The organism is Nocardia sp. NPDC059154, from assembly GCF_042755705.1.
Lineage (GTDB): Bacteria > Actinomycetota > Actinomycetes > Mycobacteriales > Mycobacteriaceae > Nocardia.
The window spans coordinates 1-15,322 of the sequence record NZ_JBHZCS010000126.1; the positions used below are offsets into that span (position 1 = coordinate 1).

General features: G+C 63.2%; 12 protein-coding genes and 3 pseudogenes. 6 read left to right on the forward strand and 9 right to left on the reverse strand.

Translation table 11 applies throughout. The features are described from left to right. Positions 1-796: 796 nt before the first annotated feature. The 5 genes and pseudogenes from ACFXN1_RS49525 to gnd form a co-directional block, all read right to left on the reverse strand. A complete protein-coding gene (locus ACFXN1_RS49525; RefSeq protein WP_379445736.1) occupies positions 797-1,282 on the reverse strand; it encodes a hypothetical protein in 486 nt (161 codons plus the stop codon). Positions 1,283-1,725: 443 nt separating this feature from the next. Further along, complete coding sequence (locus ACFXN1_RS49530; RefSeq protein ID WP_379445737.1) at positions 1,726-2,001, reverse strand: transposase family protein; 276 nt, start codon at positions 1,999-2,001, stop codon at positions 1,726-1,728. A 77-nt stretch (positions 2,002-2,078) separates the two neighbouring features. Beyond that, positions 2,079-2,609 (reverse strand): CGNR zinc finger domain-containing protein, encoded by a 531-nt coding sequence (locus ACFXN1_RS49535; RefSeq protein WP_379445738.1) that lies wholly within the window; start codon positions 2,607-2,609, stop codon positions 2,079-2,081. A 477-nt stretch (positions 2,610-3,086) separates the two neighbouring features. Then, a pseudogene (locus tag ACFXN1_RS49540) lies at positions 3,087-3,203 on the reverse strand (hypothetical protein); the annotation flags it as partial. Between the two features lie 30 nt (positions 3,204-3,233). Beyond that, complete coding sequence (gene gnd, locus ACFXN1_RS49545; RefSeq protein WP_379445744.1) at positions 3,234-4,133, reverse strand: phosphogluconate dehydrogenase (NAD(+)-dependent, decarboxylating); 900 nt, start codon at positions 4,131-4,133, stop codon at positions 3,234-3,236. A 197-nt stretch (positions 4,134-4,330) separates the two neighbouring features. On the opposite strand from gnd, the gene zwf reads away from it, so the two are divergent. Beyond that, positions 4,331-5,872 carry a glucose-6-phosphate dehydrogenase gene (gene zwf, locus ACFXN1_RS49550; protein ID WP_379445739.1) on the forward strand — a complete coding sequence of 514 codons (1,542 nt, stop codon included), beginning with the start codon at positions 4,331-4,333 and terminating at the stop codon, positions 5,870-5,872. A gap of 931 nt (positions 5,873-6,803) precedes the next feature. On the opposite strand, the gene ACFXN1_RS49555 is transcribed toward zwf, so the two are convergent. Further along, a complete protein-coding gene (locus ACFXN1_RS49555) occupies positions 6,804-8,072 on the reverse strand; it encodes a LuxR C-terminal-related transcriptional regulator (RefSeq protein ID WP_379445745.1) in 1,269 nt (422 codons plus the stop codon). A gap of 189 nt (positions 8,073-8,261) precedes the next feature. On the opposite strand from ACFXN1_RS49555, the gene hxlB reads away from it, so the two are divergent. Further along, positions 8,262-8,843 (forward strand): 6-phospho-3-hexuloisomerase, encoded by a 582-nt coding sequence (gene hxlB / locus ACFXN1_RS49560; RefSeq protein ID WP_379445740.1) that lies wholly within the window; start codon positions 8,262-8,264, stop codon positions 8,841-8,843. Between the two features lie 38 nt (positions 8,844-8,881). Continuing rightward, positions 8,882-9,511: a 3-hexulose-6-phosphate synthase gene (gene hxlA / locus ACFXN1_RS49565; protein WP_379445741.1), complete on the forward strand. Its 630-nt coding sequence runs from the start codon at positions 8,882-8,884 to the stop codon at positions 9,509-9,511. Between the two features lie 297 nt (positions 9,512-9,808). Here the strand turns inward: hxlA and ACFXN1_RS49570 are convergent. Then, positions 9,809-10,154, reverse strand: a pseudogene (locus tag ACFXN1_RS49570) (IS3 family transposase); the annotation flags it as partial. A gap of 309 nt (positions 10,155-10,463) precedes the next feature. On the opposite strand from ACFXN1_RS49570, the gene ACFXN1_RS49575 reads away from it, so the two are divergent. After that, positions 10,464-10,742: a DUF3892 domain-containing protein gene (locus tag ACFXN1_RS49575; protein ID WP_379445742.1), complete on the forward strand. Its 279-nt coding sequence runs from the start codon at positions 10,464-10,466 to the stop codon at positions 10,740-10,742. Between the two features lie 156 nt (positions 10,743-10,898). On the opposite strand, the pseudogene ACFXN1_RS49580 reads toward ACFXN1_RS49575, so the two are convergent. After that, positions 10,899-12,064 (reverse strand): annotated as a pseudogene (locus ACFXN1_RS49580) (IS3 family transposase). Between the two features lie 1,909 nt (positions 12,065-13,973). On the opposite strand from ACFXN1_RS49580, the gene ACFXN1_RS49585 reads away from it, so the two are divergent. Beyond that, the gene (locus tag ACFXN1_RS49585; RefSeq protein WP_379445743.1) at positions 13,974-14,399 is read left to right on the forward strand and encodes a hypothetical protein; all 426 of its coding nucleotides are present in this window, start codon (positions 13,974-13,976) and stop codon (positions 14,397-14,399) included. 8 nt (positions 14,400-14,407) lie between these two features. Continuing rightward, entirely contained in the window at positions 14,408-14,614 is a 207-nt protein-coding gene (locus tag ACFXN1_RS49590) for a hypothetical protein (protein WP_379445746.1), read from the forward strand. A gap of 399 nt (positions 14,615-15,013) precedes the next feature. Here ACFXN1_RS49590 and ACFXN1_RS49595 read toward each other — a convergent pair. After that, the coding region (locus tag ACFXN1_RS49595) for a hypothetical protein (protein ID WP_379464079.1) at positions 15,014-15,322 on the reverse strand (309 nt) is incomplete at its 5' end.

Consider the following 15,322-nt stretch of genomic DNA (forward strand, 5'->3'; position numbering starts at 1 on the left):
CGAGATACTAAACAAACTCGATCACAGATAGTTTCAGATCACTTCAGAGAGCCAACTCCGCCAAACTGAGCCCTATTCAATCGCCACAGTCCACCTTGGCCTTCGACGCGATGGTTCGACGTTCCTTTCCGCGCCGCGCGACAACACGGCTACGCACTGCGGCTCGGCATAGAAAGCGCTGAAGGGAAACTAGGTCGACAGAAGCATGACCACCATTTATAATGAGAAATGACTTGTCGGTGCCAGATCTCATGGCCCGAAAACAGCAACCTCACTCAGACAGTTCGGAGGTGTCGCCGAGTCTGGAGTTGAGGGGTTTTCGGCGGCTCAGCCTGCGATGCTCACCCGGTGAGATGAATTTTTTTGTGCAGCACAAACATATCTCCGCATTTCCCTACTATTTTCCATCAACCAACTCGCAAGCCGAAGGGCCAGCCCTTTAGCTCGTAAAGCTATTCCCTTCCAGGGAGTGGGCCTTCAATCGGCTGTATTCTATTTTCGAGTCGGCGCCGCTGGTGTCGACGGCCACCATTCAAACAGGTGCACAAGCGTATGGCGTCTTATTCCCAAATTTGAAGGTGTGAAGCAAGTAACACTTTATGTGGCGCAGTCTTTTAATGTCCATTACCAATGCGATACCTAGCGGTTCCGCTTCGATACCAATCGAGCCCGCGGTCACCGGTTACCGGTTACCACGAAACCCTCTGTGCTCTGGTGATTCGGCCTGCGGCGGTCTTCCCTTAGCTGGACCGAGCCCTCCCCAGAGGAGGCTCGAGGTCGCTGCCGCGCCGTTCGGTCATGATCGCAGCGAATTCGCTGATGAGCCTGGCCAGGTCATTTCCGGGCAGGCGGCCAGGAGTTCGTTGAGGTAGATGCGCCGTCTGGCGGGCAGATCGGCGGGCCTGCTCAGGATCCAGGAGGTGAGCCGCCGGGGCGAGGCCATCAGCTGGTCGCCTTCGGCTCGGCCCTGGTCGAGGTATTTGTGCAGCAGACTGAGGCCGCCGGTGTAGCCGAGAGCTTTGATCTCGCCGAACAGATGCCGCACCGGGACACCGGGCTCGGCTTCGCGGCGCCGGCGCAGGTGGTCGCGGTAAGGATCGACCAGGCAGGCACGATATCGCGGCGGGTGGCGCAGCTGATTGGGTCCGGCCGCTCGGGCGTAGCGCTTGATGGCGTTGAGCGCCAGCCCCAGTCGCCGGGCACAGTCCAGCAGTCCGACACAGTTGTCGAGCAGATTGTGAACCGCATGCCAGCGTTCCAGAGTCGTTGTCTCGCGGGTCAATGTCTGTCTCTTCGGCCGGCCGCCGCCCAGCATCGAGCGTGCGCTGCGACAGCGGTTTCGCCCCCCGGCCAGTCCGTGCCATAGGTGCCAGCGATCGCTGGCTTGCACGGCGCTGGGCAAAGCTCGTCGTCTCGAGCGTTTCGGACCGACGATCAGGCAGCACATCGACCCTTTGATGGGTGATAGCGTCGATAAGCACTGTGCCATAACCGTTTCCGCGGCAAATAACGAACTCGTCCACGCTCACCACTCGGGGAATCGGCCATTCCGGCGCAGGAACGCGCAGCAGCACCCGCACCGCGGTGTCGCGGGACATGCGAATCGGCAAGGCTGCGAGCACACGGATTGCGGCTCGCCCGGCCCGGCTCCCGCACGACCGCCCGCACCTGGCGGGTCAACCGGGCCGTTCGGCGCTAGTAGCGTTCGAGCACACCCGGAACCTGTTAACGAAACGTCTTGCAGCACTGCGGTGTCGAGCACACCAGCCGCCGGACACGAACCCGCAACACCAGCCGACCGTCCAACGGCAGATCCGCAACCGTCCGATCGTGACAGCTGTGCACCCGCCCCAACTCGGTGCCACACCGTGAGCACACAGCTGGGCGCGAGGCCGTCCTGGCCCGCACGACAACCCGCTCGCTCTCTACCGCCACACCCTCTATCACCAGCGGTAACAAACCCGAAAATATCAGTCCAACAACACCATTAACCTCGACCACCGAGGCATCATGCCGTCAACCAGCCCCAACCACCACCGGAAGTGCGCCAGAGCCGTTATCATCCCGACACTCCCGCGTTATTTCTTCCTGGCGCGATAGGCGGCGACGGCATTGCGGTTGCCGCACGCGGTGCTGCAGTAGCGACGGGATCGGTTGCGGGACAGATCCAGCACGATGCCGTCGCAGTCGTCATCGATGCAGCGGGACAGGCGGCTGAGCTCGTCGGAGCGTATCAGATCGATCATGGCCATCGCGGTTTCGACGGCGATGCGGACCGGCAGCGCGGCCTGCGGGGGCACCGCGTGCATGTGGTAGTCGACATCGCCGTGCCGGACCAGCTGCGGCAGGGCTCGATGCTGCGCCAGAGTTTCGTTGATCAGCTGCACCGTCGTATCGCGATCGCTGGTCAGCATCCAGCGTAGGGACGCGCGGATGCACCGTACGGCAGCCAGCTCCGCGGCATCACCGGAGTGCATGCCGGTGTAGGCGTGTTTGACGAAAAACTCGGCGAGCTGGTCGATTTCAGTCAGCGTATCCGGTTCCTCCGCCGAATTCACAAGCTCGACCGCGGCGACCAGCGACGCTCGGGTGTCATGAGCAAAAACCATGTTGACATATTACGCGACCGATATAGAGTCGTTAGCTATGGCGATGATGACTAATGACAGAGTCAATCGCTCAGTGGTTGTGACTGATACCGATATCCCGCACCCGTCGCGTCTGCTAAATCCGCCGTGCGTGCAGTAGCGCCAGTCCAGTCTCACGCTGACTTCGGTGGTACTCTATGTCCCCTTCGGGGCCATCAAATCTCAGAAGTCGCCTGCTGGCCGAAGCTGTATATCGTGTGAACGGTACCGGCCACCTTCGCGGCGACGCGCGTGACATCTATACGGACGCAACCGGTTTCACGACTCTGCGCCTGCTGCCTCAGATCCCCAGTGTAGCCAATGGGACTCGAACTCCCGGATCCCGTGCTCGCACGTCAATTTCGATGCAACATCCTGCGCCTCACGTGATTTTGACACGCTGATGATCATTACGTTAACGCTGAGGTGTTGACTGGGTCAACATCCCCCGCCGGGGGATCACCCTCGGCATGCCGCCCCGATGCCGAACTCCTCAACTCTCGTGCCGTCGGCGGAGACAGCGACAAAGTGGCGGGCGACGGCGCTCTCCCCGTGCGCGATCGTCAACCACCCTCGAGCAGCCGTGGCCTTGGGATCGCCACGGGTTCAGACCATCCCAGCGGTTTCGGCACGTCGTACAGCGTGCCCACCGAACTGGTTACGAAGCGCCGAAACAGCTTTCATGGCGGGCGAATCAGCTTGACGAGATGCGAACCGGGCGAACAGCGCGGCCGAAATCACCGGTGCTGGAACCGCATGCGCGATGGCTTCCTCGATGGTCCAGCGACCTTCGCCAGAATCCTCGGTGTATCCGGACAGGGAGGCCAGTTCGGGATCATCGGACAATGCCTGCACGAGCAGATCGAGCAACCAGGATCGTACCACGGTACCCTTCGACCAGGCACGAAGGACTGCCGGAACGTCCACGATGGACTCTTCCGCAGCTAGGAGCTCGTACCCCTCGGCATAGGCTTGCATCAAGCCGTACTCGATGCCGTTATGCACCATCTTCGCGTAGTGACCGGCTCCGACGGGTCCCGCGTGGACGAAGGAGTTCTCACGGTCACCGTCGGGTCGCAGCGCATCGACGATAGGCGTCAACCGGGCAATATCGGCGACCTCGCCGCCTAGCATCAACGCGTAGCCATTCTTTCGTCCCCACACCCCGCCGGAGACCCCGCAGTCGACGTATCCGATGCCGCGTTCGGCGAGGAGATCGGCATGGAGCTTGTCGTCGGTGAATCGGGAGTTGCCGCCGTCGACCACGAGGTCTCCTGGCGAAAGCAAGCCCGCGAGCTCGTCGATGACCTGGCGGGTCGGTACGCCGGCCGGGACCATCACCCACACAACACGAGGTGTCTGCAGCGACCCGACCAACGATGCGAGGCTGCCGACATCGCTGGTGGGGGCGTTAGGGTCGAATCCGATCACCTCGTGCCCGTGCTCGCGCAGCCGCTCCCGCATGTTGGCCCCCATGCGGCCCAGACCGACCAATCCCAGTTCCATTGCCACCGTTTCACTCCGCTCTTGGACACTTCCGTCGAGCACTATGTCTACGGGCGTTCACTGTCGACCTCACCTGCCCGGATGGGGAGCAAGGACTGGCTGCTCGGCCCAGTGCATTCGTCCAGGGCGGATTCGACACTGGCACTCGACGCATTGTCCGAATGCGCAGGTGAAGCGAAAAACGGAGTGCAGCAGAAGTGACTGTTTCTCAAGTTCAGGACAGGACCCCGCTGATAGTTGGGCTCGACGACCAAATCGGCGAGGCACCGATCACAAGTGCCGAACGGATCGCTGAGCCTGCATCGATGGTTATCTTCGGAATCACCGGCGATCTGTCCCGCAAGAAATTGCTCCCCGCGATCTATGATCTCGCGCACGAGGGCCAGCTGCCACCGCGCTTCGACCTGGTCGGCTTCGCGCGTGACAGCGTGGGCGTCGAGGACCGTTTGCGCGAGGCAGTACGAAAGTACGCGCGCACGCCATTTGATACTGCAGTATGGGAGGCGCTGGCCGAGCGTATCCACTGCGTAGAGGGCTCGTTCGACGATACGGACGCGTTCGCCCGCTTGGCTGCCCGGTTGGCCGAGTTGGACGTCCGTCGCCGTAAGCCTGGCAATTATGTCTTCTACCTGTCCATCCCTCCTTCGGCGTTCGCCGTGGTCTGTGACCAACTCGCCATCACCGGTCTGAACCGCGGGGGCGACGCATGGCGCCGGGTAGTGGTGGAAAAGCCGTTCGGACACGACCTCGCCAGCTCGCAGGCCCTCGGCTTTGCACTCGAACGAGTGTTTCCGGCGTCGTCGATCTATCGCATCGATCATTACCTCGGTAAGGAAATGGTTCAGAATATTCTGGCGTTGCGCTTCGCCAACGGGATGTTCGAGCCGCTATGGAACAACCGGCACATCGACCATGTGCAGATCACCATGGCGGAGAGTGTCGGCGTGACAGGCCGTGCGGGATACTACGACGGCGTAGGGGCAGCCCGCGATGTCATTCAAAATCACTTACTGCAATTGCTGGCGTTAATTGCGATGGAAGAGCCGATTGCATTCGACGCCGACAGCGTCGCCGCGGAGAAGATCAAGGTTCTCTCCGCAACCGCGCTGCTCGGCCCATTGCCGGACACCTCGGCTCGGGGACAATATGGCGCGGGCCTGGAGAACGGTGTCCCAGTATCTGGTCTGGTTGATGAGGTTGGATTCCCCGAAGACTCGGCAACCGAGACGTTCGCCGCCCTGACCGTCGGCATCGAGACCCGGCGGTGGGCTGGGGTGCCGTTCTATATTCGCACGGGCAAACGCCTGGCGCGGCGGGCCACCGAGATTGCGGTCACCTTCACGGCTCCCATCCACGGCGTCGCCGGGGCCAGGGCTGCGGCGGCCTCGAATGTACTTGTCTTCCGCGTGCAACCAGACGACGGCATCGAACTGCATATCGGGGCCAAGCGCCCCGGTGGGGGTATGCACATTCAGCCGGTCAGCCTCGGGATGGACTTCCGGACGGTGTTTGCCCCGGCACCGGGAGCGTACGAGCGGCTCATCTCCGACGTGCTGCGAGGTGATGCCACGCTGTTCTTGCGCCGTGAAGAGGTCGAAGAGTCCTGGCGGGTCATCGACCCACTGCTTGAGCACTGGGCAGGTTGCGGCCACCCCGAAACATATCCGTCTGGCTCCGCCGGTCCGGTATCGGCAGATCGGATGCTTGCGCGCACGGATCGGGCCTGGCGGCCGCTCTAAGAACACGAAGCCGGGATGTGGCACTCTTTCCGAGATTCCGGTTGGTTGGATTGCTCAGTCGCTGAGCAGGATTCGTTTGCGGAAGCAAGTCGGTATTGGCGCGGCCGAACGTCTGCCCATTGAGGAGCATCTTGATCCGATTGACATGCTCTTCGGCCGGGCCGCTGTTCCAGCGGCCAATGTCAGGCCTGCGGTGACCGTATCCCGATGGCGACGTAAGCCGCGAACGAAGGAGTGCAGCGCGGGTTGATCGTCAGCCTCGACCGAGACCGTCCAATCCTCGAGTTCTCGTCCGCAGGTTGGCGCGGTTGATAACGGACAGGCGAAGCGGCGCGGAACGGGTGCAGATAGGTGTGCGGGATCATGTCACTGCCGCGGCGGCCGAGGGCAGTGATCTCGCCGAATAGAGTGATCTCGCCGAATAGTACGGTCGCGTTGCGCAGCCCCCGCTGAACGATTCATGCAGGTAGGGCTTGAACTCATCGAGCAGGCTGGGTCGGCGTGCGGTGCCGCTGTCGACCAGAAGCTCCACGACGGCGGTGGCGTGGGCGAAACGATGCACTGTACTGCGCGATCCCGAGCCACCTGCCGATGCCGCACAGGTTTTCACCCTCGGGCTAATCGTCTTCAGCGTGATTCGTCGTCACGCTCCAACCAAGACCGGTCTGCCTGCTATCGCGAAAGATCCAGTACCTGGGACGTAGGCTCTCCGGTCGACTGCCTTTCCTGGCTTCGGCCAGGAATCTATGGCCGACCTGCCAGAACACCAGCTGGCGTCTCGGGACTGGCCTTCACCAACCCTGAGATGCCGCCGCTATCGCACAACCCTGCACCGTTACCCACGGGCACCGGCGGCGGCAGAACGTGGGCCTGGCCGCCGAGTGCGGGGACTCGGCGCCCAGGCCCCGATATTCGACGGTGGCGTGTGGTCCTAGCTATCGACCTTTCGATCAGATCGATCTGACGGCCGTGCTACTGGGGCGGCTACGATGCCGGCCCGAACCCCGATCGTTGCGGCCTCGGCCCGATTGGCGACGTTCAGCTTCTTCAGCACACCTGCGACGTGGAACTTGACCGTGCTTTCACTGATTCCGAGCGCCGACGCGATCGCCCTGTTGCGGCGACCTACCGATAGATGGCCAAGGACCTCGAGCTCGCGGGGATTCAGCGCCCCAAGGAGGTGTTCGGCGGGCCGCGTGACCGGGGGATCGAGCGGAATTATCAAGCTGACTCTGCTGCCCCACCCGTCGATCGACTCAACGGCCAGGTCGCCCCGGAGCGTCTGCAGCCGCGCGGACAGCTGGTGCGAGAGTGTGTTGGCGTCGATCGCGCCGACACCCTGATCGCGAACCTCGATCAGCACATTCGTACCGTCGCAATCCCAGGCCACACGCAGCCGCTCCAACGCCGGCTGCGCGGTGAAGGCCAGTACGATTGTCCGCACCATTGCTCTCGCGGCGTGTGCGATCTCGCCCGGAAGTGCCCTGCCGTCAGCAGGTGGATCAGCGTAGGTGACCTCCACCCCCTGATGGCGCAATAGTGGACGTAGCTCACCCTGCAGACGGGCGAACGCGGTCGTAACGGCTTCTTCGGACAGTGCCCGATCGGCATCCCCCGCCGATCGTAGTGCGATCAACGCCGCAGACGCGGTCTCGCTGGCGGTAATACGTGACCGGCGATCATCGAGATCATTCGAGCGCAGGGTCCCCAGAATCGATGCCAGCGTGGACTCGTGGATCTCGGTGAGTTCGGCGATCGTTCGTGCGCGCTCACTGGAGGCAGCACGGGATTCGGCCAGGTAGGAAGGGCTGGCCTGGACCACCTGCTGTTGGATGGAGGTAGCGACTATCCCGAACTGCGCACTGATTTCGGACCAATCTGCCGGGGGATTCTGCTTCGCTCGCAGCACCAGTACCAGCAGTGTGTCACTGCTATCTCGCACTGCCCATACACGGCGCTCGACGCCAGCCAGAACCGCCATTCCATCGAAGACCGTCTCGGGAAGAGTCGAATGTTTGAGAACATCGAGTTCCTCGATGGTCACACGGTCGGTGATTTCGGCAGGACCTGCAACCTTGCGAGGGCGGCCCGTGCACTCACGGGTGAAAATTACCAAGGCCGCGTGTGGGTGCGCATCGGACAAGAATCTGGAAAAGCGCTGAGCGATTTCTGGTAGCGGACCAGCGATCACCCAGCGCATACCGATCCAATCCCCATAGGTGGAAATCACGTTATCGATTGCGACCACGCCTCCACAGTACGTCCCGCCGGGAACATCACTGCACTGGCAAACCGATCAGGCCCAACCAGCCAATCAGTGAGGTGCCCGCAGTGAGCCTGACCGGCAACCTTGACGAAGTCAAGCCACGGGCCACAACCGAGGAGAATCATGACCGCGACAGTCGGGCGGACGAGGGCGAAATTTGGTGATGGACGCCGAATCGTGCTCGAGGAGAATCAGCGACTCCTCAATTCAGTTGCAGCCGAACAGTGGGATCGTGCAGGCACGCTGATCACCTCGGCTCGTGCGGTGTTCGTGATCGGCAATGGACGCAGCGGCCTGGCCACTCAGATGGCCGCGATGCGGTTGATGCACCTCGGGCTGCGTGTCCATGTCGCTGGCGAGGTGACTGCCCCAGCCATCAGCACCGGCGATTTGCTGATCGCCGTGTCCGGGTCGGGTACTACCGCGTCAGTGGTCGGCGCCGCCGACATCGCCCAGAAGGTCGGTGCCTCGGTGTTGGCTGTCACAACCGCACCGAACTCGCCCCTCGGCCAGCGCGCCGATGAGGTGCTGGTGCTGCCAGCCGCAGACAAGCAGGACCACAGCGCAGCCATCACCCGCCAATACTCCGGCAGCCTGTTCGAGCAGTCGGTGCTCTTGGCGTTCGACGCGCTCTTCCAGGCCCTGTGGAGTAACGAGGACCAGACAGCCGAAAAGCTGTGGGAACGCCACGCCAATATCGGCTGACCGCCCCCGAACCCCCGAAAATCAACAAGGAGAAACACATGACGAAGCTGCAGGTTGCAGTGGATCTGCTTACCACCGCCGATGCACTGACCCTGACCAACAAGGTGGCCCCGTACGTCGACATCATCGAGCTCGGCACCCCACTGATCAAGAGCGCGGGCCTCGGTGTGATCAGCGCTGTCAAGGCGGCGCACCCGGACAAGGAAGTCTTCGCCGACCTCAAGACGGCCGACGCCGGCTTCCTTGAGGCCGAGCTTGCCTTCGAAGCAGGTGCGGACCTGGTCACGGTGCTGGGCTCCGCCGGGGACGCCACCATCAAGGGCGCAGTAGAGGCGGGCGAGAAGCACGGCAAAAGGGTTGTCGCTGACTTGATCGGCGTCGACAATCGAGTCGAGCGAGCGCGTGAGATCGCCAAGCTTGGTGTCGCATTCGTCGAGATCCACGCCGGCCTCGACGAGCAGGCCCAGCCGGGCTACTCGATCCAGGCGCTGCTCGATGACGGCAAGGCCGCCGGAGTTCCGTTCTCGATCGCCGGTGGCGTGAAGGTCGACACCATCGCAGCGGTCCGGGATGCCGGGGCCGAGGTCGCCGTTGCCGGCGGTGCGATCTACGGCGCTGAGGACCCCGCTGCTGCGGCGAAGGCACTCAAGGACGCTCTGGCCAAATAGCCATATTTGCGGTAGGGCCCTGAACACGAGCGCGTTCAGGGCCCTACCGCTGTCTGCGCGATCGGAGCAACCAAGCCGCTGGATCGGGACCGGTCGCCGGTCATCCTGAATCCGCCCGGTGAGTACGGAGACCCCGGTGAGTACGGAGACTTATTGATGTGACAGCTCGGCGGGTTGCCAGGCTGGTAGTTGAACGTAATAGGCGGCTTCCATCTCGGCGGATGGCATGTCGCCGCAGTGCTGGTAGAGCCGCCGAATGGTTGAACCAGTCCACCCATTCGGCGGTGGCCAACTCGACTTCGTGGTCGGGGTTCGGTTGCGGTGTTCGTAATAGGTCGATGGGGCGATCTTCACGCCGCGCTCGGCGAGCACAGCGTGAAGATCGACTCGACACCCCATCGCAGGCCACCGTCGTCGCGGTGGCCCTGGTGTTCGCTGATGTATCTGACGGTCAGCGCTGTGGCCGGTCCAATTCGGCCGCGAAGAAGATCGAGGCTGATTTCAGAGTTGCGTTGGCGTGCTTGAGTTCTGGGTTCTCCCGACGTGGCCGCTTCAGCTCCGCGAACTCCCTGTGGCGCCCCGGACAAGCATCGGTGTCGATCTGCCCCTGCCGAATCCACTTACGGACCGTCTCCGGCGCACCGCGTTGCCGGAGAAACGGTCTCGCCCGGCACCGACCTCAGCCGGGCGAAAGCACCTCCGACCACGCCGCTCTGCCTCCGCCGACACCCGCGGGTGAGGATCGGCACGTGGATCCTTTGAGTCAGAACTGCGCGTTTTCGCTGCGCCGCACGAAATCGGAGGCCTGGCCTACCACCTGCTAGACGAGGCGGGCATTGGTAGTGCCCGCCTCACTGTGGAGACTGCTGTACAGCTTGCCAGCACTCGCTGGCATACGGCCTTCACTTCGACCTCGAAACATGAACCATGAAGTAAGGACCAAGACGTAACCATGGCAATTCGCATCACCGCCATCCACCTCGAAGGTGGCTATACGCACGAGCACATCACGCAGCTGAAATGGGAGGAGCAGGGTAAGGCCAAGCGTGGCACTGATTCCCGTGCCAAGGTCGTGGCCTGGGTCGAAAGCGGGGTGAAGGCCTACGTTTACGGATCACCTGCCCCGCGGGTTGAGGTTGGCGTCGTCAATCCGAGCAGCCGGCCCAAGTACCTACGCACCCATGCTGACGGGGTCTGGACGAACAATCTGCTCAACCTGCCGAAGTTTTAGGCAGATCAGCCACTCAGCCGGAGGATGAACAGCCGCATCGGATTCGGAGCGCAATGCTGGGTCCGGTGCGGCTACCTTGGCGACGTGTATCCACCGTCTCGCGACCATCCATTCTCTCCTCGATTGGACTGCTGCACGATCAGGTGACAGCTGTGATCACACGGCCTGACTGGCCGGTGGGGTCATGATGGTCTCGTATTCAATCGGCGTCAAACGGCCGAGGGCGGTTTGACGCCGACGGCGGTGGTAGGTCCGTTCGATCCAGGTGACGATCGCGATGCGCAAATCCTCACGGCTGCACCAGGATCGGCGATCGAGAACGTTCTTCTGCAACAGCGCGAAGAAACTCTCCATAGCGGCATTGTCACCGGGCACGCGCCGACGCGGCCCATCGACCCCGCCATGCCGTAGCGGGTCAAGGCGCGCACGAACTTTCGACTTCGAAATTGCGATCCGCGGTCGGTGTGCAGAACACAACCCGCCACATCGCCGCGGAGGGCGACGGCGTTGTTGAGAGCGCGGACAGCGAGCGCCGATTTCATGCGGGAGTCGATGGAATAGCCCACGATCCGGTTGGAGTAGACGTCCTTGACCGCACAGATGTAGAGCTTGCCCTCACCGGTGTGGTGTTCGCTGATATCGCTGAGCCACAACCGATTCGGTGCATCGGCAGAGAAATTGCGACGGACCAGATCGTCGTGGACCGGTGGGCCGGCCTTGCCCTTGCCGCTGCGCTTCTTGCCGAACACGCTCCACCAGCCCTGGGCCGAGCAGATCCGCCACGCGGTCCGGTCAGCCATCGGTTCACCAGCGACGCGGGCCTCGTCGGCGAGGAATCGGTAACCGAATTCCGGGTCGTCGCGGTGGGCATCGAACAAGGCGTTGGCCCGATATGCCTGATCGACTTCAGCGTCGGTAACCGGGTCGGCCAGCCACCGGTAGTACGGTTGGCGGGCAAGTTCCAGCACCCGGCACGTCACCGAGACGGGGATCCCGTCGCCGGCCAGCTCGCGGACGAGCGGGTAGAGTCATTTTCCCGGCAGGTTCGCCTGCGCGAAGTAGGCGGCAGCCCGTTTGAGGACCTCGTTCTGCTGCTCCAGCAACCGGATTCGGCGTTTCGCTGCCCGCAGTTCGGCCGACTCGCTGGTGCTGGTGCCCGGTTTGGCTCGCTCGTCGACATCGGCCTGGCGCATCCATTTCGACAACGTCATCGGATGCACCCCGAAATCCGCGGCGATCTGCTCCAGGGTCACCCCCGGATCGCGGTTGCGAGCAACACGCACGACGTCGTCGCGGAACTCACGGGGATACGGCTTGGGCACAATGACATGTCTTCCAGCCCGCCCATCGGGCAAGCCAACTCGGTTGTCACCTATCCATGCAGCAGTCCCCCCCTTACGCGGTAACGGGACGGCCCGCTCACACACTGTCATCGTGTTGCACACCAACTAGAGAGCCTCGGTCCTATCGAACCGCCCGCAGCACGGGCTCGCCGTCGTCCTGGCCGGTAGATGCGACCGGTTCCCAGCAGGTGGGAAGCCAAGATGGATTGTGGCGCAGGTGATCTGAACTGCGGCGAACATACAGGTTCGAATGTTGCCCATCCTCCACTCGCGGTGCGCTCGCGTTGGCTATCCGTGGTGCGACGGCCCGGACGCTGCGGAGACGGCGTCCGGGCCGCGCTGCTCCGGCACTGCATGCGCTGCCCAGCGCGACTGCTGGGCACCGGAGGTCCTACGGCGTCACCGATGGCGGGGAGTCAGAGATCTGCCGCCGGTGACGCGGTAACGGGTGCATTCCCTGCACGGTGCCGCGCGCAGCGCGCCGCACAGTGCCGGACCGTTCCCGGCGGGCGCGTAGTTCCGCCGGTGCCAACGAGTTTCGCGTATCCTGCTCGGCCGGGCACTTCCGGAACGACGGTAGGCACGCAAGGTCGCTGGCTTGGCGCGACTGGTCGGTCTGTGTTGGCAGGACGGCGGCCGCGCCGACCACGACCATCCGCAGGCGTGCCCCAGGAGATATGCCCTGATCAGCGCTGTTGCGATTGTCCGGAGAGCTGCTCGGTGCTCTTCTGGTGGCGTTCGGCGATCTCGAGTCCCGCGACCGCTGGACTAGGGCGCCACCGAGGGTTACGACGCCACCGGCAATGTATGAGATGATCCCGCCGCGGCCGCCCTCAGGTGCCTTGTCGGCGTGGGAGGCCGCGAGATTCCCCTGGGTGCAGTGGTCGCTGCGGTTCATCGCGATTCCGGCGCATGTCGGAGCTTGGTGGCTGCTTGCGTATCCGAGCCCGATCATTCCCACGCCGGCAGTCTGACGGCGAGCCCGCCGAATAGCCACGGCCCAACTTTTGTGTCGGACATCCACTCCCCCTTTGTCATTCATACGCTCAGTCCGGGTGCTGCACCAGGCTGTGAGCCGCCATCATGCCACGGCCGTACACCATGCCGGTCTCCGTCGGTACGTCCGTGGCTTCCGGGCAACCCCGAAATCCAAGCCGACCAGGAGCTACACCGCCGCCCTCCGTTCAGCGAATCGACGAAATCGCCTTTCTTCAGCGGCCCCGACCGGCCCGGGCGCTGAGCGCCTCGATCACCTCCTTCTGACCGTGCGCACCACACGGTGAGGACTCGATCCCATGGGAGGAGTGCTCTAGAAGCGTCGCGCAGGCCATCCAGCGACAGTGCGACTGCGCCAGTCCGCGTGCTGCGAGAAATAAGTTCTCCCAAAAGGTTCGGCGAAGCCCTCGAATGAGCTATCTGCCCCCTCGCAGGTTACGGTACCGTAGGTTCGGTAGCGGTGCTGCGAAGGTTGGCCGCACCGCTGTACTCGGAATCGCGCTGTACGTCGGTAGCGACAGCGAAGGTCAGGTCTCGGGCTGTCTCCCAGCTCTACCGCATCGGTTCAACGACTCCGCCCCGCGGGTCAATCTCGGATGCGCCTCCCCGGCGGTGCCGAACATCTCAGAACGACTGCTGACCAACGCATTTCGTCGACCCATCCAGATCCGCGGCTGTCGACCCTATCGACAACGCGGCAGCGGCACCTGAGGACGAGCCATGAAGCACGGTTCTTCGACCTGCCGATCTCACGGCGCGCCAACATCACCGATATCGCCGACGCGGTCTGCAGCGTGAGCCGCGACGCCCGCGTCACCTTGTCGCCATCGACGAACTGCACAACCTCAACACCCGCACCCGCACCCGCGCAGGCGCCGAAGCATCCGACACCTTGAAATACCTGTGTGAAGGGATCCCGGCCACTTGTGCATGTGGTGGGATCAGCCTGGACCGCACTGGACTGCTGTCCGGCACCCGCGGCGAGCAGATCGCCGGCCGATTCGGCATGGTCCGCATCAGGCCCTTCGCCCTCGATCCGCAGTGGACCGCTCTGATCGCTGCCTTCGAGGACAGTCTGCGGCTGCACCGGCACCGGCCCGGATCGCTGCCTGAACTCGACCGGTACCTGCACCGACGCACCCACGGCATGATCGGAAGCCTGCTCTGGCTGATCTGCAGCCCAGCCATCGACGCTGTCCTCGACGGCACCGAGAAAATCACCAAGAAATCCTTGGACGCTGTCGAGGCCGACATCACCTCCGAATTCCGGCCCTACCCGGCAGGTGAGGCATGCTGCCATGAGATCGAGCCGAACTGATCCTCTCCCTGGGCAAGGCCGGATGGTCGGTCAACGCCATCGCCGAACAACTCGGCTGCAACCGGCCGACGGTCCGCTCCTATTTGTCCGGACGCAAGACACCACGAGCCCGGATAGACGGCCGCGTCTGCTCACCGACGATCTGGCCAACTGCGCCCGTCAACGCCTCACCTGAGATCCGCATTTGCGGCCTAATGCATTGTTCAACGAGCTGAAAGAGCTCGGGCTCCAAGCCAGCCGAGCGACCTTCTACCGCGAGCTACACCAGTTCGGGAGATCCGGCGCATCGAGATCTCACCCGAATCGGAATCTATTGCTGGACTTGGTAACCGATCCCGTCCGCTCGGCGGTTGAGGCGAGCACGCGGTCGTGTTACCACGACTGGTCACGCCGATTACCGGGGAGCTGCCCAGTTCCTACCTGCCCCGGCTGGCCCAGGCCAAACACCTCACCCTCGCCGAGGCCTGGCCGTTATAGGGCCCTGGTTCTCCACGAAAGTCAACAACCCCGACGAACTCGCCCAGCACCACATGCTCGCCCCCTGGACCAACGATGCGCTGTCGGCACTCGCACGCCTGGCCAGGACAACCCCGAAACGCCTCGCCGGGGCACTACTAGCCTTCGGCGCCACCCACGCCCGTGGACCGGTCCGGGCCACCACTGCCTGCCACTACTGCACAGCCCGACACGGCGTCGATGAACCCGTCCCCGTCCACCTGCCTGTTCACCTGAAAGTCTGAACCCGCCACTGCATCTGGCTCAGCGACACCGCCCAGCCCAACCTCAACGTCACCGCCAGCCCGGAAACCATGCGACGGCTCGCCCCTGAGCTTGACTCTGTCGGTGATCTTGTGAGTTTCAAGATCAGCTGTTGAGTGCCCGCCAGGACCGCTGTCGGTGAATTCCGTTCTGGTCCAGGAAGT

What these genes read in the sequence shown, in the direction of transcription:
- ACFXN1_RS49555 (WP_379445745.1), bottom strand. Translation starts at nt 8,072, where the DNA reads ATGCGCTGGGTGATCGCTGGTCCGCTACCAGAAATCGCTCAGCGCTTT.
- gnd (WP_379445744.1), bottom strand. Translation starts at nt 4,133, where the DNA reads ATGGAACTGGGATTGGTCGGTCTGGGCCGCATGGGGGCCAACATGCGG.
- hxlB (WP_379445740.1), top strand. Translation starts at nt 8,262, where the DNA reads ATGACCGCGACAGTCGGGCGGACGAGGGCGAAATTTGGTGATGGACGC.
- ACFXN1_RS49535 (WP_379445738.1), bottom strand. Translation starts at nt 2,609, where the DNA reads ATGGTTTTTGCTCATGACACCCGAGCGTCGCTGGTCGCCGCGGTCGAG.
- ACFXN1_RS49575 (WP_379445742.1), top strand. Translation starts at nt 10,464, where the DNA reads ATGGCAATTCGCATCACCGCCATCCACCTCGAAGGTGGCTATACGCAC.
- hxlA (WP_379445741.1), top strand. Translation starts at nt 8,882, where the DNA reads ATGACGAAGCTGCAGGTTGCAGTGGATCTGCTTACCACCGCCGATGCA.